General features: G+C 73.4%; 25 protein-coding genes. 12 read left to right on the forward strand and 13 right to left on the reverse strand.

Annotation, left to right across the window (positions count from 1 at the left end):
- Positions 1-3: 3 nt before the first annotated feature.
- Complete coding sequence (locus FHX31_RS19825) at positions 4-729, reverse strand: PP2C family protein-serine/threonine phosphatase (RefSeq protein WP_013285366.1); 726 nt, start codon at positions 727-729, stop codon at positions 4-6.
- A gap of 213 nt (positions 730-942) precedes the next feature.
- On the opposite strand from FHX31_RS19825, the gene FHX31_RS19830 reads away from it, so the two are divergent.
- Both FHX31_RS19830 and FHX31_RS19835 read left to right on the forward strand, forming a co-directional pair.
- Positions 943-3,549: a glycoside hydrolase family 9 protein gene (locus FHX31_RS19830; protein ID WP_184976973.1), complete on the forward strand. Its 2,607-nt coding sequence runs from the start codon at positions 943-945 to the stop codon at positions 3,547-3,549.
- 53 nt (positions 3,550-3,602) lie between these two features.
- Entirely contained in the window at positions 3,603-3,923 is a 321-nt protein-coding gene (locus FHX31_RS19835) for a DMT family transporter (RefSeq protein ID WP_013285364.1), read from the forward strand.
- 12 nt (positions 3,924-3,935) lie between these two features.
- Here the strand turns inward: FHX31_RS19835 and FHX31_RS19840 are convergent, their stop codons facing one another.
- Positions 3,936-4,478 carry a DinB family protein gene (locus tag FHX31_RS19840; RefSeq protein ID WP_184976974.1) on the reverse strand — a complete coding sequence of 181 codons (543 nt, stop codon included), beginning with the start codon at positions 4,476-4,478 and terminating at the stop codon, positions 3,936-3,938.
- Between the two features lie 463 nt (positions 4,479-4,941).
- On the opposite strand from FHX31_RS19840, the gene FHX31_RS19845 reads away from it, so the two are divergent.
- Together FHX31_RS19845 and FHX31_RS19850 are read left to right on the forward strand one after the other, a co-directional pair.
- A complete protein-coding gene (locus tag FHX31_RS19845; RefSeq protein WP_184976975.1) occupies positions 4,942-6,216 on the forward strand; it encodes an MFS transporter in 1,275 nt (424 codons plus the stop codon).
- A 23-nt stretch (positions 6,217-6,239) separates the two neighbouring features.
- Positions 6,240-6,773 (forward strand): GNAT family N-acetyltransferase, encoded by a 534-nt coding sequence (locus FHX31_RS19850; RefSeq protein WP_184976976.1) that lies wholly within the window; start codon positions 6,240-6,242, stop codon positions 6,771-6,773.
- A 1-nt stretch (position 6,774) separates the two neighbouring features.
- On the opposite strand, the gene FHX31_RS19855 is transcribed toward FHX31_RS19850, so the two are convergent.
- The 5 genes from FHX31_RS19855 to FHX31_RS19875 are packed head-to-tail and all read right to left on the reverse strand — an operon-like array spanning position 6,775 to position 11,342.
- The gene (locus FHX31_RS19855) at positions 6,775-7,032 is read right to left on the reverse strand and encodes a UBP-type zinc finger domain-containing protein (protein ID WP_013474807.1); all 258 of its coding nucleotides are present in this window, start codon (positions 7,030-7,032) and stop codon (positions 6,775-6,777) included.
- Positions 7,029-8,609 carry a Na+/H+ antiporter gene (locus tag FHX31_RS19860; RefSeq protein WP_013474806.1) on the reverse strand — a complete coding sequence of 527 codons (1,581 nt, stop codon included), beginning with the start codon at positions 8,607-8,609 and terminating at the stop codon, positions 7,029-7,031. The genes FHX31_RS19855 and FHX31_RS19860 overlap by 4 nt, the downstream gene beginning before the upstream one ends.
- 37 nt (positions 8,610-8,646) lie before the next feature.
- On the reverse strand, positions 8,647-9,621 hold the full coding sequence (locus FHX31_RS19865; protein ID WP_255352863.1) for a TIGR03885 family FMN-dependent LLM class oxidoreductase: 975 nt from the start codon (positions 9,619-9,621) through the stop codon (positions 8,647-8,649).
- Between the two features lie 32 nt (positions 9,622-9,653).
- Positions 9,654-11,066 carry an NADP-dependent succinic semialdehyde dehydrogenase gene (locus FHX31_RS19870; protein WP_091329034.1) on the reverse strand — a complete coding sequence of 471 codons (1,413 nt, stop codon included), beginning with the start codon at positions 11,064-11,066 and terminating at the stop codon, positions 9,654-9,656.
- 12 nt (positions 11,067-11,078) lie between these two features.
- Positions 11,079-11,342 carry a DUF6343 family protein gene (locus FHX31_RS19875; RefSeq protein WP_013285356.1) on the reverse strand — a complete coding sequence of 88 codons (264 nt, stop codon included), beginning with the start codon at positions 11,340-11,342 and terminating at the stop codon, positions 11,079-11,081.
- A gap of 164 nt (positions 11,343-11,506) precedes the next feature.
- Between FHX31_RS19875 and FHX31_RS19880 the strand changes: the two genes are divergently transcribed.
- Together FHX31_RS19880 and FHX31_RS19885 are read left to right on the forward strand one after the other, a co-directional pair.
- Positions 11,507-12,100 (forward strand): antibiotic biosynthesis monooxygenase, encoded by a 594-nt coding sequence (locus FHX31_RS19880; RefSeq protein WP_013285355.1) that lies wholly within the window; start codon positions 11,507-11,509, stop codon positions 12,098-12,100.
- A gap of 99 nt (positions 12,101-12,199) precedes the next feature.
- Positions 12,200-13,054, forward strand: coding sequence for a GDSL-type esterase/lipase family protein (locus tag FHX31_RS19885; RefSeq protein ID WP_030270362.1), 855 nt, complete (start codon positions 12,200-12,202; stop codon positions 13,052-13,054).
- Here the strand turns inward: FHX31_RS19885 and FHX31_RS19890 are convergent.
- From FHX31_RS19890 to FHX31_RS19900, 3 genes are all read right to left on the reverse strand, one after another.
- Positions 13,031-13,774, reverse strand: a complete 744-nt coding sequence (locus FHX31_RS19890; protein WP_184976977.1) for an EcsC family protein — start codon at positions 13,772-13,774, stop codon at positions 13,031-13,033. The genes FHX31_RS19885 and FHX31_RS19890 overlap by 24 nt on opposite strands.
- Before the next feature lie 39 nt (positions 13,775-13,813).
- Positions 13,814-13,960 carry a hypothetical protein gene (locus FHX31_RS19895; protein WP_013285352.1) on the reverse strand — a complete coding sequence of 49 codons (147 nt, stop codon included), beginning with the start codon at positions 13,958-13,960 and terminating at the stop codon, positions 13,814-13,816.
- Positions 13,961-14,054: 94 nt separating this feature from the next.
- On the reverse strand, positions 14,055-14,906 hold the full coding sequence (locus FHX31_RS19900) for a peptidase M23 (RefSeq protein WP_091329038.1): 852 nt from the start codon (positions 14,904-14,906) through the stop codon (positions 14,055-14,057).
- Between the two features lie 393 nt (positions 14,907-15,299).
- On the opposite strand from FHX31_RS19900, the gene FHX31_RS19905 reads away from it, so the two are divergent.
- The 3 genes from FHX31_RS19905 to FHX31_RS19915 are packed head-to-tail and all read left to right on the forward strand — an operon-like array spanning position 15,300 to position 17,395.
- The gene (locus FHX31_RS19905) at positions 15,300-16,220 is read left to right on the forward strand and encodes a proteasome assembly chaperone family protein (protein WP_013285350.1); all 921 of its coding nucleotides are present in this window, start codon (positions 15,300-15,302) and stop codon (positions 16,218-16,220) included.
- Between the two features lie 37 nt (positions 16,221-16,257).
- On the forward strand, positions 16,258-17,055 hold the full coding sequence (locus FHX31_RS19910) for an exodeoxyribonuclease III (RefSeq protein WP_184976978.1): 798 nt from the start codon (positions 16,258-16,260) through the stop codon (positions 17,053-17,055).
- Positions 17,056-17,080: 25 nt separating this feature from the next.
- Positions 17,081-17,395, forward strand: a complete 315-nt coding sequence (locus FHX31_RS19915; protein WP_030270374.1) for an antibiotic biosynthesis monooxygenase family protein — start codon at positions 17,081-17,083, stop codon at positions 17,393-17,395.
- A 148-nt stretch (positions 17,396-17,543) separates the two neighbouring features.
- Here the strand turns inward: FHX31_RS19915 and FHX31_RS19920 are convergent, their stop codons facing one another.
- Positions 17,544-18,248: a class F sortase gene (locus FHX31_RS19920; protein WP_230651898.1), complete on the reverse strand. Its 705-nt coding sequence runs from the start codon at positions 18,246-18,248 to the stop codon at positions 17,544-17,546.
- A gap of 314 nt (positions 18,249-18,562) precedes the next feature.
- The gene (locus FHX31_RS19925) at positions 18,563-19,144 is read right to left on the reverse strand and encodes a hypothetical protein (protein ID WP_013285346.1); all 582 of its coding nucleotides are present in this window, start codon (positions 19,142-19,144) and stop codon (positions 18,563-18,565) included.
- Positions 19,145-19,287: 143 nt separating this feature from the next.
- Between FHX31_RS19925 and trmB the strand changes: the two genes are divergently transcribed.
- The gene (trmB, locus tag FHX31_RS19930; protein ID WP_221489093.1) at positions 19,288-19,914 is read left to right on the forward strand and encodes a tRNA (guanosine(46)-N7)-methyltransferase TrmB; all 627 of its coding nucleotides are present in this window, start codon (positions 19,288-19,290) and stop codon (positions 19,912-19,914) included.
- 61 nt (positions 19,915-19,975) lie between these two features.
- Positions 19,976-22,480 carry a DEAD/DEAH box helicase gene (locus tag FHX31_RS19935; RefSeq protein ID WP_114919955.1) on the forward strand — a complete coding sequence of 835 codons (2,505 nt, stop codon included), beginning with the start codon at positions 19,976-19,978 and terminating at the stop codon, positions 22,478-22,480.
- Positions 22,481-22,546: 66 nt separating this feature from the next.
- On the opposite strand, the gene FHX31_RS19940 is transcribed toward FHX31_RS19935, so the two are convergent.
- On the reverse strand, positions 22,547-24,190 hold the full coding sequence (locus FHX31_RS19940; protein WP_184976980.1) for a peptidase: 1,644 nt from the start codon (positions 24,188-24,190) through the stop codon (positions 22,547-22,549).
- A 186-nt stretch (positions 24,191-24,376) separates the two neighbouring features.
- On the opposite strand from FHX31_RS19940, the gene FHX31_RS19945 reads away from it, so the two are divergent.
- Complete coding sequence (locus FHX31_RS19945; RefSeq protein ID WP_013285342.1) at positions 24,377-25,024, forward strand: hypothetical protein; 648 nt, start codon at positions 24,377-24,379, stop codon at positions 25,022-25,024.
- Positions 25,025-25,312 lie beyond the last annotated feature (288 nt).

Here is a 25,312-nt window from a genome sequence, read left to right on the forward strand (position 1 = left end):
GGGCTACTCCTCGACGACGTCGGCGATCACGACGGTGATGTTGTCCGGGCCGCCGGCCCGCAGCGCCAGGTCGATCAGCCGGGCCGCGCAGGCGTCGCGTTCCGGCTGCTCGCTGAGCACCTCGGTGAGCGTGTCCGCGCGGACCACGTTGGAGAGGCCGTCGCTGCACAGCAGCCAGCGGTCACCGGCCCGGGGCACCATCGTGGCGTACGACGGGGAGACCTCGTCGCCCTGCAACGCCTGGGTCACCACCGCGCGGCGGGGGTGGCTGCTGGCCTGCTCGGCGGTGATGACGCCCTGATCGACGAGCATCTGCACGAACGTGTCGTCCCGGGTGACCTGCTTGAGCACGCCCTCGCGGTACAGGTAGGCCCGGGAGTCCCCGACGTGCGCCAGCGCGAGGCAGCTGCCGGTGCGGGCGAACAGCAGCGCGGTGAGCGTGGTGCCCATGCCCTGGCGTTCCGGGTCCTCCTCGACGGCCTGCCGGATCTGCGCGGTGGCCAGCTCGATCCCGCCCTGGAGCGCGGCGACGAGCGCGTCCTCCGGCGTCTCCACGTCCAGCGGGGCGATCGCGTCGATGGCGATGCGGCTGGCCAGGTCGCCGGCCGCCATGCCGCCCATGCCGTCGGCGACCGCGACCAGCCAGGCACCCGCGTGCTGCGCGTCCTGGTTACCGCTGCGGATCAGCCCACGGTCGCTCGCTCCGACGGAACGAAGCTTCAGGGTCATGGGTCGCAGCCTGCCAGGTCGAGGGCTCGGATGTCTCTAGGAGATCACTGACATCGTACGTGGCGCGCCGAATCGCACCGCGCCCGGGCGCGCGCGCCTCATCGGGCCGGATCGATTGACAGCGGCGGAACGCGATGGAAACATCGGGCTGATATTGGGAGCGCTCCCAGCTCCTGGCCTCCCCCACCACCCCCGAGCACGGAAGGAACCTCCGTGACCCGATTCCGTCGTCGGCTCGCCGCACTCGCGGCCACCACGCTGGCGCTCACCGGCCTCACCGCCGGCCCGGCGAGCGCCGAGGTGCCGCCGGACGCCCCCGAACAACTCCGCAACGGCGACTTCAGCGCCGGTGTCTCACCCTGGTTCTCGTACGGCACCGGCGACCTCGCGGTCGTCGACGGCCGTCTCTGCACCTCCGTCGCGGCGGGCACCGCCAACCCGTGGGACGCCGGCATCGGCCAGGACGCGGTGCCGCTGACCCAGGGCGCCGAGTACGAGCTGTCCTTCGACGTCTCCGCGACCCCCGGCGCGGCCGTCAAGGCGGTGCTCCAGCTCGGCAGCGCCCCCTACACCACGTACGCGAGCGTCGACGCGACCGCAACCGGCACCGCGAAGCGCGTCACCACCACGTTCACCTCGCCGGCCGACAACCCCACCGCCCAGCTGATCTTCCAGGTCGGCGGCAGCGCCCAGGCGCAGACGTTCTGCCTGGACAACGTGTCGCTGCGCGGCGGGGAGCCGGCGCCGCCGTACGAGCCGGACACCGGCCCCCGGGTCCGGGTCAACCAGGTCGGCTACCTGCCCGGCGGGCCGAAGCACGCGACTGTGGTCACCGAGGCCACCGAGGCGCTGCCCTGGCAGCTCAAGTCCGCCGGCGGCGCGGTGGTCGCCAGCGGGCAGACCACGCCGCGCGGCACCGACGCGGCCTCCGCACAGAACGTGCAGACGGCCGACTTCTCCGCGTACCGCACGCCGGGCACCGGCTACACGTTGACCGTCGACGGCGAGACCAGCCACCCGTTCGACATCTCCGGCGCGCTCTACGACCGGCTGCGCGCCGACTCGCTCCAGTTCTTCTACGCCCAGCGCAGCGGCATCGAGATCGACGGCGACCTGATCGGCGAGGAGTACGCCCGCCCGGCCGGCCACCTCGGCGTCGCGCCCAACCAGGGCGACACCGACGTGCCGTGCCAGGCCGGCGTCTGCGACTACTCGCTGGACGTGCGCGGCGGCTGGTACGACGCGGGTGACCACGGCAAGTACGTCGTCAACGGCGGCATCGCCGCCTACCAGCTCCTGAGCACGTTCGAGCGGACCAAGACGGCCGAGACCGCCGGCGGCGGCGCCGCACTGGGCGACTCCACGCTGCGGCTGCCCGAGCGCGGCAACGACGTGCCGGACGTGCTCGACGAGGCCCGCTGGGAGCTGGAGTTCCTGCTGCGCATGCAGGTGCCCGCGGGCGAGCAGCTGGCCGGGATGGTCCACCACAAGATCCACGACCGGAACTGGACCGGCCTGCCGCTGCAGCCCCAGGACGACCCGCAGCCGCGCGAGCTGCACGCGCCGTCCACAGCCGCCACGCTGAACCTGGCCGCCGTCGCGGCGCAGTGCCAGCGGCTGTACGCCCCGTACGACGCCGCGTTCGCCGCGCGCTGCGGCACCGCCGCGAAGACCGCGTACGCGGCGGCCAAGGCGCACCCGGCGATCTACGCCTCGGCCAGCGACGGCACCGGCGGCGGCGCGTACGACGACACCAACGTCACCGACGAGTTCTACTGGGCCGCCGTCGAGCTGTGGCTGACCACCGGCGACAAGGCGTACCTGGCCGACGTCACCGGCTCGCCGCTGCACACCGCCGACGTGTTCGCCCCGAACGGCGCGTTCGGCTGGCAGAGCGTCGCCGCGCTGGGCCGCCTCGACCTGGCCACCGTGCCGAACACGCTGCCCGCCGCGGAGAAGACCCGCATCCGCGAGTCGATCACCGCCGCCGCCGACAGCTACCTGGCCACGATCGCCGGCCAGGCGTACGGGCTGCCGTTCCCGGGCAGCGCCGACGCGTACGTCTGGGGCAGCAACAGCAACCTGGTGAACAACGCCATCGTGCTCGCCACCGCGTTCGACCTGAGCCGGGACGCGAAGTACCGGGACGGCGCGGTGCAGGCCGCGGACTACCTGTTCGGCCGCAACGCGCTGAACATGTCGTACGTGACCGGGTGGGGTGAGCAGCACGCCCGCAACCAGCACAGCCGGATCTTCGGCCACCAGCTGAACCCGGACCTGCCGCGCCCGCCGGCCGGTTCGCTCGCCGGTGGTCCGAACGCCGCGCTCCAGGACCCGTTCGCGGCGAACCTGCTCGCCGGGTGCGCGCCGATGTTCTGCTACGTCGACGACATCAACTCGTACGCGACGAACGAGGTGGCGATCAACTGGAACTCGGCGCTGGCGTGGCTCGCGTCGTTCCTGGCCGACCAGGGTGACGCGGGCGCGGTGCCGGCGTCGTCCTGCGCGGTCACGTACACCACGCACGGGAGCTGGCCGTCCGGCTTCACCACCCAGGTGACGGTGCGCAACACCGGCACGACGGCGGTGAACGGGTGGAGCCTGCGCTGGGCCTTCCTCGGCGACCAGAAGGTGGGCCACGCGTGGTCGGCGCAGCTCGGCCAGAGCGGCGCCACTGTCACCGCGAAGAACCTGTCCTGGAACGCGAAGCTGGCACCGGGCGCGTCCACCACGTTCGGCTTCAACGGGATCGCCTCCCGGTTCCCCAACCCGGATCCGGGGCTTGTCACGCTGAACGGAAAGGCCTGCACGGTCTCCTGACCGGGATTCGAGCTCCACTCAGGCGCCATCGCAGGACCGGGTACGGTCCTGCGATGGCGTACCTGTTCCTGCTCGGCGCGATCACCGCCGAGGTGATCGGCACCAGCCTGCTCAAGGCCACCGACGGCTTCACCCGGCTCTGGCCCACTGTCGGCCTCGCCGTGGCGTACCTGTCCGCGTTCGGCCTGCTCTCGCTCGCAGTGAAGGACATCCCGGTCGGCGTCGCGTACGCGGTCTGGTCCGGCCTCGGCACCGCCGCCATCATGGCGATCGGCGCCGCGTTCCTCGGTGAGCCGCTGAGCGTGACGAAGGTGGTCGGGGCGGGACTCGTCATCGCCGGGGTGGTGGTGCTCAACCTCGGCGGCGCGCACTGAGCGCGGCCCGGCTCAGGCCGCCCGCCCCGCCGCCCGCCCTGCCGCCCGCATAAGCCGGAGTTGCCCGATCTCGGCCACGTTCTTCATCAGCTCGGCGTTCACCCACGCGGCCAGGTCCGCGACGGTGAGCCCGGCGTCGGCGGGCCAGGGGTACGCGGACGGCCGGTCCAGGCCGGCCTCGGTCAGCCCGTCCAGCGTGTCCGTCCACTCCGACCGCAGCTCCCGCAGCCACGCCACAGTCTCCGCGCCCGGTCCGGGCCAGCGGATGTCGTCGCGCTCCCGCGCCGGCCGCTGCCGCACGTGGTCGGCCGCGACCGACCACCACCAGCCGATGTGCCAGGTCAGCCACGCGATCGTGGGCACCGGGACCGGGTCCGGCTCGGTGTCGGCCCAGTCGGCACGCCACCCGCCGGCCGGGTCCTGGCGCATGGTCCAGCACAGCGCGGCCGGTTCCCAGAGGAAATCACCCGGCTCCAGCCGGTCGAGGTGGTACTCGGCAAGCGCCCAGGTCAGGTCGAACTGCCGGCGCAGCAGGGCGGTCACGGAGGCGGGCACCGCGCGATCGTGGCACGGTCCGCGCCCCCGGTCGACCGGTTAACACGCCCGCCCGGAAGCGGCGTGTCGCCCCGGAACAGAAGGGTTGTCCCTCCGGCGTCATGCCTCTCGGTCATATTTATGACTGAGAGGCATAACGCTCGGAAGCTCATCCTTCCCGCGGGGAGCTGCCGGCCGCGATTGTCACAGCCACGCCGGGCCGAGCGCCGTTTCGGTGCCGCCACGTCACCGGCCGGCCGAGAATCGGGTGTGGGCGGCAGCCAGCCGGTAGCCGCGACGCGCTCGCCGACACGGTCCGTCCGATGCTCGGCGACGGCGGTTTCACCGACTGGACCGCACGGCTGCTCGGCGACGCAACATGCCTCCCGAGCCCTCGGGTGTGACAGGGGTCGCCGGTTCCGGGACGCCGCGACAGCTGGCCCACGCCTAGCGTCGATCGCATGGCCCTCGCCGGACGCCGCTGATGGGACGCCTCTCGCCGCTCCCGCCGCCCGGGCCGCTGCGCACGCTCGCGTACGCCACGCTGGTGAACACCGTCGGCGCGGGGCTGTGGCTGGCGGGCGGTGCGCTCTACCTGACCCGGGACGTGGGCCTCTCCGCCACCTCGGTGGGCGCCGGGCTCACAGTCGCCGGGCTGGTCGGGCTCAGCGCCAGCGTGCCGCTGGGCGCGCTGGCCGACAGGTGGGATCCGCGTACGCTCCGGGCCGTCCTCCAGGTGGGTCAGGCGGTCGCCGCGCTGGCGTACCTGCTGGTCGGTTCGTTTCCGGCGTTCCTGGCGGTGGCGGTGCCGGAGGCGCTGCTCGCGGCCGGCAACCTGGCGGTACGGGCGGCGCTCGTCGCGGCGGTGGGCGGCCCGGACGGCCGGGTGCACGCGTTCGCGACGCTAAGGGCGGTGGCGAACCTGGGCATCACCGTCGGTACCGCGCTGGCCGGGATCGCGCTCGCCGTGGACACGCACCGGGCGTACCAGGTGCTGATCGTCGGCAACGCGGCCACGTACCTGCTCTCGGCGGCGCTGCTGCTGCGCCTGCCGCCGCAGCCCGTCGCCGCCGCGTGGCCGGCCGGCGCGGCGCACAGGTCAGCCGGCCCACACGGGCCAACCGGTACGCGACGGGGACCGCTGCGGGACGGGCGGTTCCTCGCGGTCAGCGGCGTCTCGGCGGTGCTCAGCACGCACGTGACGGTGCTCGTGCTCGTCGTGCCGCTGTGGACTGTGGACCGGGCCGGCGCGCCGCCACCCGTGGTGTCGGCGGTGCTGCTCGCGAACACGGTCCTCACCGTGCTGCTCGCGGTCCGGCTGAGCCGGGGCGCCGAGCGGGCCGCGCCGGCCGCCCGGAAGCTGCGCCGGGCCGGGCTGGTGCTCGCGGCGGCCACACCGTTGTACGCGGCGACGGCCGTCCTGCCGGTGCTCCCCGCGGTCGTCCTGCTGCTCGTCGCCACTGCGGTGTGGACGGTCGGCGACCTGTGGCACGGCGCGGCCGGCGCGGGCCTCGCCTACGACCTGGCCCCGCCCGGCGCGATCGGCGCCTACCAGGGCGCGGACGGCCTGCTCGCCGGGCTGGCCCAGGCGCTCGGCCGGGGCCTGCTCACGCTGCTGGTGCTCGGTGGCGGGCCGGTCGGCTGGCTGGTGCTCGGCGGGATCCTCGCCGCCGCCGGGCTGGCCGCCCCGGCTCTGGCCCGCCGGGCGATCGCGAACCGGCCGGCGCCGGAGGCACGGGCCGCCGGTGTGCCCGGGTGAGCCGCGTGTAGCAGCATGGCGGGATGACCGACCAGCAGAGCATCACCATCCGTCCGGGTGGGCCCGGCGACGCGCCCACGCTGCTGCGGCTGCTCGACAGCGCCACCGCATGGCTGACCGAACTCGGGCGTACCGACCAGTGGGGCACCGAGCCGGCGTCGATCGACCCGCGCCGCATCGCCCAGGCCGAGGCGTGGGCCACCGGCGACGGCCTGTACCTCGCCGAGATCGACGCGACGGTGGCGGGCGCGCTGGTGGTGGGCGCGGCGACCGAGTACGTGCCGCCCGCCACCGAGCCGGAGCTGTACGTGAACCTGCTGGTCACCGACCGGGCGTACGCCGGGCGCGGGGTCGGGGCGCGGTTGCTGGCGTACGCGGCGGAGCTGGCCCGCGAACGTGGCGTCGGCCTGCTGCGGGTGGACTGCTTCCGCAGCCCCGACCGGGCGCTCGTGCGGTTCTACGAGAGCTGCGGGTTCACCGCCACCGAGCCGTTCACGGTGGAGCGGCCGGGCCGCCCGACGTGGACCGGGCAGATGCTGGAGCGCCGGGTCGGCTGAGTCAGCCGATCTCCTCGTCCACGAAGCACCAGCGCCACGACTCCCCCGGCTGGACCGACCGCATCACCGGGTGGCCGCTCGCCTCGAAGTGCTTCGTGGCGTGCTGGTACGGCGACGAGTCGCAACAGCCCACGTGCCCGCAGGTCAGGCAGGCGCGCAGATGCACCCAGTCCGGGTTGCCGATCGCCACGCAGTCCGGGCACTCGGTGGTGGTGTCGGGTTCGGCCGTGCCCGCCTCAGCCAGGTGCCGGCAGCTCATTCGACGACCTCCTGTCGCAGCATGGACTCCTCCAGATCCAGATCACGATAGGCGCGGGTGAGCACCTCCTCCGGGATCTGGCCGGAGTCGCGGGCGGCCCGGAACACCTCCCGCTCCGCGTCGATCATCTCCTGCCGCAGGCGCGCGTACGCCTGGGAGGGGGTTTCCCGTTCGGTGCCGCCGAGCCGTTCCCAGGCCAGGTTGGCCCGGGAGGTGGTCAGCCCGCGAAGGCGTTCCACCACCGCCTCCGGCGCGCCGGCGGCCAGTTCGTCGAGCCGTTCCCGGGCCGCCCGGCTGGCCCGCTGCTGCACCCCGGCGGCGGACAGCGCGTCCTGCACCGGGTCGTCCGGGGGCAGCCGCAGCCGCCGGGCCACCCAGGGCAGCGTGGCGCCCTGCCCGACCAGCGTCGCGACGATCACCGCGAAGGCCAGCCAGATGAGCAGCGCACGCGGGTACGGCGCGTCGTCGGCCAGTGTGAGCGGCAGGCCCAGCGCGGCGGCGAGCGTCACCACGCCCCGCATGCCGGCCCAGCCGATGACGACGGGGAACTGCACCGGCGGCGCCGGGTCGCGCTGCCGGATCCGGGGCACCAGCCGGGCCAGGTAGGTGGCCGGGAACACCCAGACGAACCGGGACAGGAAGACGGCGGCCAGCACCGCGGCGGTGATCGCGGCCAGCGAGCCGAACGGTTCGTCGAGGTCGCGGACCACCTCCGGCAGTTGCAGGCCGACCAGCAGGAACACCAGTCCTTCGAGGAGGAACCGGATCAGCCGCCAGAACGCGGTCACCTGGAGCCGGGAGGCGGCCGACAGCAGCGTGGGCAGCTTGTGCCCGATGCCGAGGCCGGTCACCACCACCGCGACGACGCCGGAGGCGTGGATCTCCTCGGCGGCGAAGACCACGGCGAACGGCACGATCAGCGACAGCGCGTTGTCCAGCACCGGGTCGGTGATGCGCTTGTGCAGGTACCCGAAGACCACCACGCCCAGCAGGCCGACCAGGATGCCGCCGCCGGCCGCGACGACCACCTCGCGGGCCACGTCGCCGACGCCGACGCCGCCGGTGGTGGCGGTCGCGGCGACGATCGCCACCCGCAGCAGCACCAGCGCGGTGGCGTCGTTGACCAGGCTCTCGCCCTCCAGGATGGTGACGACCCGCCGGGGCAGGCCGACCCGCCGGGCCACCGCGGTGGCGGCGACCGCGTCCGGCGGCGCCACCACCGCGCCGAGCGCCAGGCAGATCGCGTACGGCAGCTCGGGCAGGAACCAGTGCACGACGGTGCCCACCACGAACGCGGTGAAGACGACCAGCCCGACGGCGAGCAGCAGGATCGGCCGCAGGTTGAGCCGGAACGCCGGCACCGACGTCTCCAGCGCCGCCACGTAGAGCAGCGGCGGCAGGATGCCCACCAGCACCAGGTCCGGGTCCAGCCGCACGTGCGGGAAGAACGGCAGGAAGGACAACGCGAGGCCGAGCACGACCAGCAGGATCGGCGCGAGCAGGCCGAGCCGGCGGGCCAGCGCCGCACCGAAGGTCGCGATGGCCAGGAAGACCACGACCTCGAACAGAGCATCCACGAACGACGAGCCTAAGCGCCGACGGGGTGATGTGTGATCAGGCGGCGGAGCGCAGCTTCGGCAGCACCTCGGCGCCGAACGTGTCGATGAACGCGCGCTGCTCCTGCCCGACGTGGTGCAGCGCGATCTGGTCGAAGCCCAGCGCCACGTACTCCTCCAGCCAGCCGATGTGCCGGCCCAGGTCGGCGGAGACGTTCACGGTCTCGGCGACCTTGGACATCGGCACATCGGCGCTCGCCACGTCGAAGTGCTCGGGGGTCTCCAGGTCCCAGCAGACCGGCGGCGCGAACACGTTGCTGCGCCACTGCTCGTACGCGATCGCCTCGGCCTGCTCCTGCTCGGGCGCCCAGCTCACGTGCACCTGGAGGTGCAGCGGGCCACGTCCGCCCGCGTCCCGGTAGGCGTCGATCATCTGCCGCAGGTGCTCGACCGGCGCGTTGACGGTGATCAGCCCGTCGGCCCACTCGGCGCACCAGCGCGCGGTGGCGATGCTCACGGCGGCGCCGACCAGTGCGGGCGGCTCCTCCGGCCGGGTCCACAGCTTCGCCCGGTCCACCGTGACGAGGCCGTCGTGGCTGACCTCCTCGCCTGCGAGCAGCGCCCGGATCACGTCGACGCACTCGCGCAGCCGGGCGCTGCGGATGTCCTTGCGCGGCCAGACCTCGCCGGTGATGTGCTCGTTCGCCGCCTCGCCGGTGCCCAGCGCGGCCCAGAACCGGCCCGGGTACATGGCGCCGAGCGTGCCGATGGCCTGCGCGATGATCGCCGGGTGGTAGCGCTGGCCGGGGGCGTTCACCACGCCGAAGGACAGGTTCGTGGCCTGGAGCGCGGCGCCGAGCCAGGACCAGGCGAACCCGGACTGGCCCTGTCGCTCGCTCCACGGCGAGAAGTGGTCGGAGCACATGGCCGCGTCGAAGCCGGCGCGTTCGGCGTGGATCACCGCCTCCAGCAGCCGGGCCGGGTGGATCTGCTCGTGGGATGCGTGGAAGCCGAACGCCGTCATGGTCGCCACTCCTACCCGTGACGGCGTCCGGCCAATCGCGTCTACTCGGAGTGCGCCCCGGCGCCCGCGCCGGCCTCGCCCTCGCCGATCCACACGGTCTTGGTGTTGCAGAACTCGCGCATGCCGGCGGCGGACAGCTCGCGGCCGTACCCGGAGTTCTTCACACCACCGAACGGCAGCTCCGGATAGGACGTGGTCATGCCGTTGACGAACACGTTGCCGGCGTCCAGGTCGACGGCGAAGCGCTCCTGCTCGGCCGGGTCGTTCGTCCAGGCGTTGGAGCCGAGGCCGAAGCTGGTGCCGTTGGCGACCTCGATCGCCTCGTCGTACGAGCCGACCCGGTAGAGCCCGGCGACCGGCCCGAACACCTCCTCGGACCACATGCGCATCTCCGGGCGCAGGTCGGTGACCACGGTCGGCGGGTAGTACCAGCCGTCCCCGGCCGGCTTCTCGCCGCCGCAGAGCACAGTCGCGCCCTGGTCCACCGCGTCGGTGACCTGCGCGTGCACCTCGTCGCGACCGCGCTCGCTGGCCAGCGGGCCGACGTCGGTCCCGTCGTCCATCGGGTCGCCGACGCGCAGCGCCGCCATCCGGGCGGCGAACTTCTCGGCGAACGCGTCGAACACGTCGGTGTGCACGATGAACCGCTTCGCGGCGATGCAGGACTGCCCGTTGTTCTGGCAGCGGGCGGTGGTGGCGACCTCGGCTGCGGTGTCCAGGTCGGCCGAGGGCATCACCACGAACGGGTCGCTGCCGCCCAGCTCCAGCACCGTCTTCTTGATCTCCCGGCCGGCGATCTGGGCGATGGACCGCCCGGCCGGCTCGCTGCCGGTGAGCGTGGCAGCGCGCACGCGGGGGTCGCTGAGGATCCGGTCGACCGCGTCGGAGCCGACCAGCAGCGTGGTGAACGCGCCCTCGGGGAAACCGGCCCGGCGGAACAGGTCCTCCAGGTAGAGCGCGGTCTGCGGCACGTTCGAGGCGTGCTTGAGCAGGCCGGTGTTGCCCGCCATCAGGGCCGGGGCGGCGAACCGCATCACCTGCCACAGCGGGAAGTTCCACGGCATCACCGCGAGCACCGGACCGATCGGCTGGTAACGCACGTACGCCCGCTTCGCCTTGACCGCGGCGGCGTCGGCCGGCTCGTCCGCGAGCATCCGGGGCGCGTTCCCGGCGTAGAAGCGGCAGGCGGTGGCGCACTTGGTGACCTCCGCCTTCGCGGCGGCGTACGTCTTGCCCATCTCGGTGGTCATCAGCCGGGCCGTCTCGTCGCGCTCGGCGTCGAGCAGGTCGGCGGCGGCGAGGAGCCACCGGGCCCGCTGCGCGATCGTGGTGTCGCGCAACTGCCGGAAGGCGAGGTCGGCCCGCTCGATCGCGGCGTCGATCTGCTCGTCCGACATCGCCTCGTACGTCTTGAGCACCTGTCCGGTGGCGGGATTGGTGGTGGCGATGGGCATGTCGTACTCCTGTCACTCGAACAGCGAGTGCCGCACGCCCGGCTCCTCCCGGCGGCGCGCGGCGCGGCGGCGCTGGATCACGACCAGGTCGACCACCGCCACCACGGCGAGCAGCGCGCAGACGACACCCAGCCAGGCGATGTCCGCGGCGAACGCGAGCACCGCGAAGACGGTCATCACGACCAGACCGAACGTGGCGAGCGCGAGCCGCAGGTTCAGGGCGCTGTTCGCGTGGCCGACCGTGCCACGGGCGCGGCGGGGCTGTGATCGGGTCATTCCTGGGGCCTACCCCGGCACGGGCGGGGATAACCGGCCGGCGCGGGAACGCCGGTGATCCGGGACACCCGGCGGGCGGTCGCCGGATGCGCCCGGCGGGCGGGTGCGTTACTTCGGGGTGCCGGTTTCCGGCGGAGATCCCGCGGAACGGTGGAGAGGATGGCATGACCACGACTCAGGCCGTACCCGTGACCGTCGCCGTGTCCCGGCGCGCCGACCCGGCGCGTACCGACGAGGTGGTGGCGTGGATGCGGGCCGGGACGGCGCTGGCGGAGAGCTTCCCGGGCTTCCTCGGCGCCGGTTTCGTCCGCAGCGCCCCCGGGTCCGGCGAGTGGCACGTGATGTACCGCTTCGCCGACGCGGACACCCTGCGCGACTGGGAGGACTCGCCGCAGCGGCGCTGGTGGCTCAGCTCGGCGCAGGGCATCGTCGAGCACACCCGGGTGGAGCGGCGCACCGGCATCGAGGGCTGGTTCGCCCCGCCGGTGGACCACGTGGTCGAGACGTTCGGCGAGCCGGAACCGGCCGCGCCGCCGCGCTGGAAGCAGGCGGTCACGATCTGGCTGGCGTTCTTCCCGCTCAGCCTGGCCGCCACGCTGCTGACCACCCGGTTCCTCGCCGGCGTGCCACTGGCCGGGCGGACGCTGCTGATGACGCTCGTGCTCACCCCGCTGATGACCTACCTGGTGCTGCCCCGGATCACCCGGGCGCTGCACCGGTGGCTGCACGGCCGGCCTGCGCCGACACGACAGATGTGAACGACAGTGGTCGATGCCTGATAGCCGACAGAACCGCCACCGGCTCTCCGCCGGGGCATAGGGTCGACGCGCCCGTTGCCGCCGCCGGACGGGGGACCGATGAGACGCTGGATCGCCGCGCTGGCCTGCCTGGCGGCGCTCGTCGCGCTCGCCTGTGACGGCTCCGGCGAGGCGTCACCCCGGCCTTCCGGCACACCCGCCCCCGGCGAGCCCCGGGTGCTGGTCGCGCTCGGCGACTCGGTCAGCACCGGCTACGGCTCCTGCCTGGTGCTGGTGAGCTGCGAACGCAACTCCTGGTCGACCGGGGACGGCCTGCGGGTGGAGAGCCTCTACCGGCGGCTGCGCGCCGACGCGCCGGGGCTGCGGGCGTACAACCGGGCCGTGCCCGGGGCCCGCGCGGCCGCGCTGACCGGCCAGGCCCGGTCGGCGGTACGCGACAGGGCCGACCTGGTCACCGTGCTGATCGGCGCGAACGACGCCTGCCGGGGCGACGTCGACGACATGACGCCGGTCGCCACCTTCCGCGACCAGGTCGACGCGGCGCTGGGCGTGCTGCGCGAGGGCCGGCCGAAGGCCCGGGTGCTGGTGGTCAGCATCCCGGACCTGTACCGGCTCTGGCAGATCGGGCACACCGAGCCCCGCGCCGTGCGGGCCTGGTCGCGGGGCGTATGCCCGTCGCTGCTGGCCGACGCCACGTCGACAGCGCCCGCCGCTGCCGCCCGCCGGGCCCGCGTCAGGGACCGGATCGAGGCGTACGACGGGCAACTGCGCGCCGCCTGCCGGGCGTACGGGTCACGCTGCCGGTGGGACGGCGGCGCGGTGCACCGCCATCGCTTCGACCTGGACCAGGTCAACGCGCTCGACTGGTTCCACCCGAACGCGACCGGGCAGGGCCGGCTGGCCGAGGTGGCCTGGAACGCCTCCGGCTGGTCAGGGCTGACGCGGGCCCGGTAGCTGCCGGGGGCCGGCGGCGCGGTAGAGGGCGCGCGTGCGGTCGGCCAGTTCCTTGGTGGCCGACGAGTTGGCCCAGGTGCCGAGCACGATCGCCGCGCCCGGCACGACCTTGGCGAACATCCGCTTGGCGGCACGCACCCCGGCCATCCGGGCCAGCCGGACCCCGAGCTGGAGCATCACCCGGCCCAGCGCCCGGTCACCGGCGGAGCCGAACAGCGCACCGGCCCGCTCCCGGCCGGCGGCCACGCCCAGCGCGAGACGGGCCGTCTCGGCGACCTTGTGCACCCGCTGGAGCACCAGCAGGTCGGTGGCCCGGTCCGGGTGCGCCGGGTCGACGCCGTAGGCGGCCGCGACGTGCAGCACCAGCCGGGCCTGGGTCCAGGCCAGCACGCCCACGTCGATCACCGCGCCGGGCAGCCCGGCCGCGCCGGACACCGCACCGGAGAGCCGGGCGTGGTTGACGAACTTGCGTACCGCCTGGTCGGCCAAGTGCTCCGGCGGGGCGGCCGGTCGCAGCGCCCGCTCCCGGGCGGCCCACTGGGCGGCCTCCGGGCCGAGCCGGCGTACCGCCTCCAGGGCCAGGTGCTCCGGCGCGTACTGCGGGTCGTCCCGCATCCGGTCCCACAGCTTGGCCGGTGGTGCCTCGGGCGCCCCCACCGGCGGGACGGGGGCGGCGGGGACGGCGTTGGGCTCCCCGTCGACGGGGGCGGGGTCGGTCACGAAGGGCTCCGGAGGCTCGTGCGGCGGGGGTGACGCGGGTCAGCGCCGGCGCGACTGCAGCCGGTTCGCGATCTGCCGCAGCCGGGCCTGGTTCTCCGGCTTCGACATCTCACGCCGGCCGCGGTCGACCAGCTGCTGGCCCCGCGGCGACCGCAGGAAGGCGGTGATCCGTTGCATCAGCGACATGAGGGTCCTCCCGTCCTGCGGTCCCCTTCATGTGTACCTGGGACCGGCAAGCCCTTGATACCCGAATCGGCCCTTCGGCAACCACCCGTCCGGGTCAGCCCAGGATCTCGGCCACCACTTCGCCGGCCCGCCACTCGTGCTGGGCGTACGCGTCCGGGAACGCCGAGATCTGCACGGCCTGGGCGGCCACGGAGAGCGGCAGGCTCTGCCAGCCGGGGATCTCCGCCAGCGCGGACAGGAACGCCTTCGTGGCGTACTCCGGGTCCATCAGCTGCTCGACGGTGCCCCAGCCGCTGCTCGGGCGCTGCTGGAACAGCCCGACCGAGTCGTGGTCCCAGCCGATCGCCTGGTGCGGGTAGTTCTGCGACTCGGGCAGCACGCCGCTGGCGTAGTTGAGCAGGGTGCTCTCCTGCATGGCGGTCGCCACCGCGATGACGAGGGCGCGGCGCGGCATGCCCATCTCCTTGCCGGCCTGCACGATCTTCTTCGCGTTGTTCATCTGGGTGCGGTCCAGGCCGGCGACCGGGACGATCTGCCGGACGGTCTTCTTCGGCTTGGGCTTGGCGGTCGCCTTCGGGCTCGCCGTCGCGGACGGGCTGGCGCTGGCGCTGGGGGCGGCGGGGGCGGTGCTCGGCCGGGCCATGGCCCGGGACGCCGGGTCGACCGCGGCACGCTCGGCGACCTCCGCCGAGGGCGCCGGGTCGGCGGCGCGGTCCGGGGCACCGAAGCCGGCCTGGCTGACGCCGACCAGGCCCAGGCAGCAGGCCGCGCCGGTGGCGACCGCCAGCTTCGTCCGGCCGGGCCGGGGGTTCGTGGGTGCCCAGAAGCGGGTACGCCGGACCAGTCCCCGGAGTGTGGCCAACCGATTGGTGGAGGGGGTATCGTCCGAACGGTCAGCCGGGCGGCCGGAGCCGAACGGGTCGTCGAGGTTGCCGTCGTTACGCATCCGACGAGGCTAGGCAGGGCAAACCGGGATCACCCAGGCCCAAAGGGTGGCCCTCGCCACACTTTGGCCGTTCCGAAGCGGACGGCCCATCCCAGTGCGACCCGGCGGACCACGGACCTCGGGAACCGGACCAATCACCCGGCCTGCAACCCGCGCAGCGGCCCGGGCAGGAACGCCGCAGACCTCCCGGTCCCGCCCGATGATCGACTAACTCGTCCGTTCGGACGATCCGGATATGGGTCGCCGGACCGGGGCGTAGCCGAATCGTGATCATCATCCGGGCATCGGACGTGGCCGTAACGGAATGGACCACCCGCCCCGGTACGTTGGCCGAACCGGGGACGCCGCACGCTCGGCGCTCCCCCGTACGCGTCGACAGGGAGGACCCCACCGGTGCTCGATCCACACGAGCTCTACGAACTCACCGACGAGCTGCCCGAGCTCGGCCAGCCGGTGCTGATCCAGGCGCTCACCGGCTTCGTCGACGCCGGCAACGCCACCCGGCTGGCCCGGGAACAGCTGCTCACCTCGCTCGACGCCCGGGTCATCGCCCGCTTCGACGTGGACCAGATCTTCGACTACCGCTCCCGCCGCCCGGTGATGACCTTCGTCGAGGACCACTGGGAGTCCTACGACGCCCCGGCGCTGGAGCTGCACCTGCTGCACGACGACGACGAGACCCCGTTCCTGCTGCTCACCGGCCCCGAGCCGGATCTTCAGTGGGAGCGTTTCGTGGCCGCCGTCGCCGGGCTCAGCGCCCGCCTCGACGTCCGGCTCACAGTCGGGCTCAACTCGATCCCGATGGCGGTGCCGCACACCCGGCCCAGCGGCGTCACCGCGCACGCCACCCGCAAGGAACTGATCGCCGGGCACGAGCCGTGGCTGCAGAAGGTGCAGGTGCCGGCCGGCGTCGGTCACCTGCTGGAGTACCGCCTCGGCGAGCAGGGGCGCGACGCCCTCGGCTTCGCCGCGCACGTGCCGCACTACGTGGCCCAGGCCGAGTACCCGGCCGCCGCCGAGGCACTGCTGTCCGCCGTGTCCCGCAGCACCGGCCTGCTGCTGCCCGTCGAGGCGCTGCGGACCGCCGCCGAGGCGGTCCGGGTGGAGATCGACCGCCAGGTCACCCAGACCGAGGAGGCGGCGACGCTGGTCCAGGCGCTGGAGGAGCAGTACGACACGTTCGCCCGCGGCCGGGGCGAGAAGAGCCTGCTCGCCGGCGAGACCGGGCCGCTGCCCACCGCCGACGAACTCGGCGCCGAGCTGGAACGCTTCCTCGCCGAGCAGACCCGACCCGGCGACACCCCGGAGCGCTGACCGGGCGGGGCGGGCGGGGATGCGGCAGGCTGGGGGCATGCGCCTGGCGACCTGGAACGTCAACTCGGTGAAGGCCCGCCTGCCCCGGCTGCTCGACTGGCTGGCCACCACGAAGCCCGACGTCGTGTGCCTGCAGGAGACCAAGTGCCCCGACGGGGCGTTCCCGGTCGCCGAGGTGGGCGAGCTGGGCTACGAGGTGGCCAGCCACAGCGACGGGCGGTGGAACGGCGTCGCCGTGCTGTCCCGGGTCGGGCTGGCCGACGTGACTGTCGGCTTCCCGGGCGAGCCCGGGTTCCCCGAGCCCGAGGCCCGCGCCATCTCGGCCACCTGCGACGAGCTGCGGGTCTGGTCGGTGTACGTGCCGAACGGCCGCGCGCCGGACGACCCGCACTACGCGTACAAGCTGGCCTGGTTCGCGGGGCTGCGCGACGCCCTCGAATCGGAGGTGGCCGGCGCGCTGCCGGTGGCCGTCTGCGGTGACTTCAACGTGGCGCCCACCGACGCCGACGTCTGGGATCCCGCGCTGTTCGTCACCTCCACCCACGTCACCCCGGCCGAGCGGGCCGCGCTGGCCGCGTTGCGTGACCTGGGACTGGAGGACGTGGTGCCGACGCCGATGAAGGGGCCGCACCCGTTCACGTACTGGGACTACCGGGCCGGGATGTTCCACCAGAACAAGGGCATGCGGATCGACCTGGTGTACGCGAGCGCGTCGTTCGCCCGCGCGGTCCGCTCCGCGTACGTGGACCGGGAGGCCCGCAAGGGCAAGGGCCCCTCCGACCACGCCCCGATCGTGGTCGACGCGGACCTGACACCGGCCGTCGAGACGTTCTGAGGGCAGCGCTCGTTAGGGTGGACACATGGCTGTCGTGAAGATCAACGCGATCGACGTCCCGTCCGGCGCCGGCGAGGAGCTGGAGAAGCGGTTCGCGGCCCGGGCCGGCGCGGTGGAGAACTCCCCCGGTTTCCTCGGCTTCGAGCTGCTGCGCCCGGTCGCCGGGGACACCCGCTACTTCGTGTACACGCGCTGGGAGACCGAGGAGGCGTACCAGGCGTGGGCGCAGGGCCCGTCCCGGGCCGCGCACGCCGAGGGCGGCGAACCCCGCAAGCCCGTCGCCACCGGCGCCACCCTGCTGGAGTTCGAGGTCGTCCAGCAGGTCCCCGCCAAACCCTGACCCGCCCTCCCCCGTCCCGGCCCTCGGGCCCTCCCGGCCCCCGGCCTTCCCCGTCGATCATGAAGTTGACGGCGTTCGCGGTCCGAATTGTCGCCGCCAACCTCATGATCGTCGGAGTGAGGGCGGGAGCGAGAGCGTCGGGTAGCGGTCAGCTCGCCAGGGACGCGAAGACGATCACGTTGTCCTGGTAGCCGGTACGGCCGCCGACCCACTCGCCGCCGCAGGTGATCAGGCGCAGCTCGGCCGGACCCGAGTCGCCGTAGACCCGGGCGGCGGGCAGGTTCGCCTTGTCGAAGTACTCGACGCTGTCCACCTTGAAGGTCACCACGCTGCGGTCGGCGCGGGTCACCTGGATCCGGGCGCCGGGCTTGAGCGAGCGCAGCCGGTAGAAGACGGCCGGGCCGCTCTTGGTGTCGACGTGACCCACGATGATCGCCCGGCCCGGGTCGCCGGGCACCGCTCCCCTGTCGTACCAGCCGGTCTGGTCGTGCTCGGTCAGCGGCGGCACGTCCACCGAGCCGTCCTTCGCCTGCCCGACCGGGGTGACCGGCGCGTTGACCTTGATGGCCGGCACGGCCAGGCGTACCGGCCGGCTCGCCGGCTTCCGGACCGGGGCGGCGGCACTCGCCGGGGCCACCGCGCCCGACCCGTTCGACCGGCTCGACCCGGTGGACGCGTCGGCGAAGTCGAACGGCCCGGCCGTGCGCCCGAGCCCGGCCCCGGTGGCGAACACGCCGACCAGCACCAGGACCACTGCCAGCGGCTTCGACCAGGAGCCCCGGCCCCGGTCCCGCCCGCCCGGCGACGCCGGTGGCGGTTCGACGGGCGGCGGCCCGGCGGGCCGGGGACGCAGGGCCGGCGGATCGGCCGACGGCGGGTACCACGGTCGCGACGCGGCGGGCGGCGGCATCCACGGCCGCGACCCGGAGACCGGCACGGCCGACGACCCGGTCCCGGCGGCCGGACTCTCCCCCGAGCGCGGGCCGGTCCGGGGCGCGGCGGCCGGGTCAGCCCTGGAGAACCGGGCGACCTCGGCAGGCGGGCCGGCCCGGGACGGGCGGGCGGCATCGGGCGGTGGTGCGGCGGGCGGGGGCAGTGCCAGGAACGGCCGGCCGGAGCGCCGTGCTCCGGCGGGCGGCGGAACGAAGTGCTCGGCCATGACCGGCCTCAGCGTCCGGCGGCGCCGCGGGCGTGCCGGCGGGACGCGGCCACGCCGAGCCCGGCGCCGACCACTGTCACCGCCAGCCCGACGGGCACCAGCAGGCCGCCGAGCCCGGGGCCGGCGGTGCCGCCGAATCCGGTCGCCGGGCCACGGCTGGGCAGGTGACTGGGCGGGTGGGTCGGCTGCCGGGTGGGCTGCCCCTGCTTGACCACCTGGAGCATGGTGGAGGCGGTCTCCCCACCCGGGCACTCCAGCTTCACGCGGTAGTTGCCGGGCCGGGTGCGCTCGTGGACCATCGGCGAGGCGGTGAGCAGGCCGCGCTGCGGCTGCACCTGGATCCTGCCGAAGGCGTCCGAGGTCACGATCGCCGGCACGGTGTTGTTCCGGCAGCTGGCCCGGATGCCGACGAGGTAGCCGGGCGAGACGGTGCCCGGGGTGACCTCCACGAAGATCACGTCGGCCGGGGGCTGTTCCGGCACCGGCTCGGCGGCGCGCGGCGCGGCCTGGGCGGGCAGCGCGCCGACCAGCGGGGCGGCGCACGCGGCGACCGCGACCAGCAGCGCCTCACGTACCCTGAACGACCCCATGACCCCTCCCGGCGTACGGGATGAATCCTCTCACCCCCGGCCGCACATCACATCCGATCCGGGTCGCGTAGGCTCGGGTCGCTGTGACCCTCCCCGACATCGCCGCCGGCCGCATCCGTACCTTCCATCCGCGTCGCGGACGGATGAGCGAGCGGCAGCGCGACGCGCTCACCCGGCTCTGGCCCGCGTACGGCCTCGAGATCGCCGCCCTCGACGGGCCGTGCGATCCGACGGCGCTGTTCGGACGACGGGCGCCGCTGGTGCTGGAGATCGGCTCCGGCATGGGCGACGCCACCGCCGCGATGGCGGCGGCCGACCGGGACCGACACTATCTGGCGGTCGAGGTCCATACGCCGGGAATCGCCAACCTGCTCGACCTGGTGGAACGCCACGGTCTGGACAACGTGCGGGTGGCCGAGGGCGACGCGCTGGACCTGGTCCGCGCCATGCCGGAGGGCTGCCTGGACGCGGTGCACGTCTTCTTCCCGGACCCGTGGCCGAAGACGCGCCACCACAAGCGGCGGATCATCGCGCCGGCGCACGTGGCGCTGCTGCGGTCCCGGCTGGCTCCGGGCGGCACGCTGCACTGCGCGACCGACTGGGCCGAGTACGCCGAGTCGATGCGCGAGACGCTCACCGCCGACCCGGAGCTGGTCGACGTGTACGGCGGTTACGCGCCCCGTCCGGCGCACCGGCCGGTGACGAAGTTCGAGCGGCGCGCGCTGACCGCGGGCCGGGAGGTCTTCGACCTGATCCACCGGCGGCGCTGAACCCGGTGCGCTGAACCCGGTTGGCGCGGCGTGGTGTGATCCAGGCACGATGGGAGCCGCCATGACTCTCACCGCCGCGCTGCCGAAGACCGCCGATCCCGACACCCTCTACGACGCGTTCGCCTCCTGGGCGTCCGAGCGCGGCCTGGACCTCTATCCCCATCAGGAGGAGGCGGTCATCGAGATCGTCTCCGGCGCGAACGTGATCATGAATACGCCGACCGGCTCGGGTAAGAGCCTGGTGGCGATCGCGGCGCACTTCGCGGCGCTGGCCGACGACCGGACGACCTTCTACACCGCGCCGATCAAGGCGCTGGTCTCGGAGAAGTTCTTCGCGCTCTGCGAGGTCTTCGGCGCGGAGAACGTCGGCATGCTCACCGGCGACGCCAGCGTCAACGCGGACGCGCCGATCATCTGCTGCACCGCGGAGATCCTGGCCAACCTGGCGCTGCGCGAGGGCCGCCGCGCCGACGTCGGCCAGGTGATCATGGACGAGTTCCACTTCTACGCCGAGCCGGACCGCGGCTGGGCCTGGCAGGTGCCGCTGATCGAGCTGCCGCAGGCCCAGTTCGTGCTGATGTCGGCCACGCTCGGCGACACCACCCGCTTCGTCGACGACCTGACCCGGCGCACCGGGCGGCCGACCGCCGTCGTCCGCTCGGCCGAGCGGCCGGTCCCGCTCCTCTTCTCGTACGCGACCACGCCGCTGCACGAGACGCTGGAGGAACTGCTGGAGACCAAGCAGGCCCCGGTGTACGTCGTGCACTTCACCCAGGCCGCCGCGCTGGAACGCGCCCAGGCGCTGATGAGCGTGAACGTCTGCACCCGCGCCGAGAAGGACATGATCGCGAGCGCGATCGGCAACTTCCGGTTCACCTCCGGCTTCGGCAAGACGCTGTCCCGGCTGGTCCGCCACGGCATCGGCGTGCACCACGCCGGCATGCTCCCGAAGTACCGCCGCCTGGTCGAGACGCTCGCCCAGGCCGGCCTGCTCAAGGTCATCTGCGGTACGGACACGCTCGGCGTCGGCATCAACGTGCCGATCCGTACCGTGCTGTTCACCGGCCTGAGCAAGTACGACGGCACCCGCACCCGGCTGCTCAAGGCCCGCGAGTTCCACCAGATCGCCGGCCGGGCCGGGCGGGCCGGGTTCGACACGCTGGGCCGGGTCGTGGTGCAGGCCCCCGAGCACGTGATCGAGAACGAGAAGGCACTCGCGAAGGCCGGTGACGACCCGAAGAAGCGCCGCAAGGTGGTGAAGAAGAAGCCGCCGGAGGGCTCGATCGGCTGGGGCGAGCCGACGTTCCAGCGGCTGGTCGAGGCCGAGCCGGAACCGCTCACCTCCAGCTTCCAGGTCAGCCACTCGATGCTGCTCAACGTGATCGGCCGCCCCGGCGACGCGTTCGCCTCGATGCGGCACCTGCTCACCGACAACCACGAGGACCCGGCCGCGCAGCGCCGGCACATCCGCCGGGCCATCGCCATCTACCGGGCGCTGCGCGCGGGCGGCGTGGTCGAGGAGCTGCCCGAGCCGGACGAGACCGGCCGCCGGGTACGCCTCACCGTCGACCTCCAGCTCGACTTCGCGCTGAACCAGCCGCTGTCACCGCTGGCGCTGGCCACGGTCGAGCTGCTCGACCGGGAGTCGCCGTCGTACGCGCTCGACGTGCTCAGCGTGATCGAGTCGATCCTGGACGACCCCCGCCAGGTGCTGTCCGCGCAGCAGTTCAAGGCCCGCGGCGAGGCGGTCGCCGCGATGAAGGCCGAAGGCATCGAGTACGAGGCACGCCTGGAACTGCTCGACGAGGTGACCTGGCCCAAGCCGCTGGCGGAGCTGCTGGACTCCGCGTACGAGATGTACCGGCAGGGCCACCCCTGGGTGGCCGACCACCAGCTCTCCCCCAAGTCCGTGGTCCGGGACATGTACGAGCGGGCCATGACGTTCCCCGAGTACGTCCAGTTCTACGGGCTGTCCCGCTCCGAGGGGCTGGTGCTGCGGTACCTCGCCGACGCGTACAAGACGCTGCGGCAGACCGTCCCCGAGGACGCGAAGACCGAGGAGCTGGTCGACCTCATCGAGTGGCTGGGCGAGCTGGTCCGCCAGGTCGACTCCAGCCTGATCGACGAGTGGGAGCGGCTGCGCAACCCGTCGGACGTGGCCGAGGTGGCCGCCTCGCTGGACGACCGGCCGCCGGCGGTGACCCGCAACGCGCGGGCGTTCCGGGTGCTGGTGCGCAACGCGATGTTCCGTCGCGTCGAGCTGGCCGCGCTGCGCCGCTGGGACCTGCTCGGCGAGCTGGACGCGGGCGACGGCTGGAACGCCGACGCCTGGGCCGACGCGCTGGAGCCGTACTTCGAGGCGTACGACTCGATCGGTGTGGGGCCGGACGCGCGCGGGCCGGCGCTGCTGATGATCGAGCAGGGCCGCGAGCGGTGGACCGTCCGGCAGATCCTGGACGACCCGGACGGCGACCACGACTGGGGCATCAGCGCCGAGATCGACCTGGCCGCCTCGGACGAGACAGGCGCGGCGGTGGTCCGCGTCACCGACGTCGGCCAGTTGTAGCGGCGTCGGCTGACGTACGCCGCGGGGGCGGAACCGGTCCGGTTCCGCCCCCGCGATCGTGTCCGATCAGTCGCGCGGGGCCTGGAACGCCACGCGACGACGACGGAACACGACGAACAGCACCGCGCCGGCCGCGAGCACGGCGGCGCCGACACCGGCGAGCGTGGCCGCCGGCGCACCGGTGATCGGCAGGCCGCCGCCGGTGCCACCGTTGCCGTCTCCGGAGCCACCGGTGCCCGGGCCGCCGTTGCCGACGGCGACGACGATGCGAGCGGTGTTGTTCGCCGGCTTCGACTCGGTCGAGGACGTGGCGCCGTCGACCACGATCGTGCCGTCGGTACCCGGCGTCGACTTGATCTTCAGCTGCACGGTGGGCTTGATCCGGCCGTAGCCGGAGGCCATGCTCGGGAACTCGCTCTCGAAGTTGCACCGCAGCTTCGCCGACTCGGGCAACGTCGTGCCCGGCTGGCCGTCGGTGTAGCACCACTCGCTGGGCAGCAGGACGGTGCCGCTCGGTGCGGTGATGAGGACACCGGGGCCGCCGCCGTCGGACGGGCCGTGGTTGACGACCTCGTAGGTGAGGTCGACGGTCTGGCCGACCGCCCCCTTCACCGGCGCGGCGGTGACGGCGACGTCGAGGCTGTTCTTCTTGCTCCAGAACCGGAAGTCGGCGTAGTTGTCCGACTCGTCGAGCTCGCGCTCCACGACGGCCTTGCGGGCCTGACCCGCCTTGACCGCCTTGGCGTGCAGCTTCTCGGCGGCGGTGGCGAACGACGGGCCGTTGCCCTTGGTCGCCGCGGCCTTCTTCGCCGTCTCCGCCTCACCGGCCAGCGCGGTGCTGAACAGGGCGTAGTTCTCGTCCGGGCCCGGCAGGTTGCGGCCGAACGTGATGTTGAACAGCGACTCGCCCGTCTCGTCGTCGAACAGCAGCAGCCCCTCGCCGGGCTTGAGCGTCAGCGGCACCGTGCAGGTGACCTGGCTCGGCCCGTAGACGTACGGCGGACCGCTGGCCTTCGGGTAGTAGCCGACGTAGGTGCAGTCGCTGTACCGCTCGACGAAGGTGGCGCCGGTGGGCAGGTCGACCCGGACGGTGAAGTCGGTCGCCGGGCTGTCGCCCTCGTTGAGCACACCGCTGTAGAGCGGGACCCGGTCGCCCTCACCGACCGGCTTGGACCTGTCGTTCAGGTCGTCGGCGGCGGCGACCAGATCGGGGCCCGAGGCGCGGATCGTGACCGGGAAGCTGATCGTGTTGTCGCCGGGGTTGGCGTCGTCCTGTGCGCCGGCGATGGTCACGCCGACCGAACCGGCGTCACCGGGGGTCGCACCGGTGCGGCTGGCCAGCGAGAGCGGATAGATGAGATCGGTCTGGCCGGCCACCAGGCCACCGACGGTGCAGGTGACCTTCCCCGCCGCGAGCTTGCAGGAGTCGTTCCAGTCCGGCACCGAGGCGACCACGTCGGACGACAGCTTGCCCAGGTCGAGCGTGACGGTCACCGCCGTCGCGTCGGCCTGGCCGTAGTTGTAGACGTACATCCCGACCGTGGTGCCACTGTTGTCGATCTCCGCGACGGGGTCGCTGCTGAAGGACACGAACAGGTCGGGCAGTTCGTCGGCGGCGTGCGCCGGGGTCGACGGGGCGAAGAGCGCGGTCGTGGCCAGCAGCGCCGCGGCGGCGGCGAGGCGGGGCCATCGGGCCGTGAGGGATCGCATGGGTACTCCGGGAGAGAGGTGTGGAAGAACCGCACTCTAGGGGACGGATCGATCGCGCGGTGTCCCGTCCGGATCGGCGGGCCGTCGGCGAACGGATCGACAATGCCCCTTTCGCACCCTGGGCGATGTCAGACCCGTCGATTAGAATGTATGTACTAATCGAGCTGCTGACCTGGGAGGATGCTCGTGACTGCGCCCACCTCCGCGACCCCTGTCACCCCCTACGCCACCCTCCTCGGATTCACCCGGTACGTCGACCGCACCGGCCCCACCAAGGCCACCTTCGTCGGCGGGCTGCGCCGGCAGCGGGCCAGCCGGCACGGCTTCAACCCGCACGGCCAGTTCGTCAAGGCGCTCAAGGCCGACGTCGCGTTCCACACCGGCGGTACGCACCTCGCGCAGGTCGCCGACCTGGTCAAGCCGCGCTGGCGACCGCTCTACGAGGCGCTCGTGCCGGGCGCGACCCGCTGGCTGCACTCGCTCGGCGAGCCGGCCGGCGTCGACCTGGCCCAGACGCGCGACGCGCTGGCCATGCTGGGCGACCTGCCCGTGAAGATCAACCCGCAGTTCGGCGTCCGGTACGCCGACGGCCGGGCCGAGGCGATCCGGCTGCACTTCGACGAGGCGCCGCCGAGCGAGGAGACGACGCTGGCCACACTGCACCTGATGGCCCGGCACATGGACGCGGTGCTGCCGCACGCCGAGCCGGTCCTGGTCGACGTGCGGCGCGGCGAGGCGCACCGGATGCCCGCCGACGTCAAGCCCGAGCAGATCGAGCAGTGGCTGGCCGGTGAGGCGGCCGCGTTCCGGGCCATCTGGTCCACCGCCGCCTGACCGACCGCCGCGGCACGCCATCCGGCGCACCGCGACCACGCCGCCGGACCGCGTACCCGGCGGCGACCGCCGCGCCGCCCACCTACCGAACGGCCGCCCCGCCACCCGGGGCGGCCGTTCGTCGTCCCGGGCGGTGCGCCGCACGGCGCCCAGCCGGTGGTCGTACAGCGGACGGCATCGTCCCGTGTCTGCTTTCCTCCTCCGGGCTCAGGTTGGTGGCATATATGGGCATCCGTCGGGAACACCCCCGCGTGGCCGCCCTCCCTGACACCCCCCGCCGTTCGCCGT

The organism is Micromonospora sp. CNZ286, assembly GCF_014207755.1.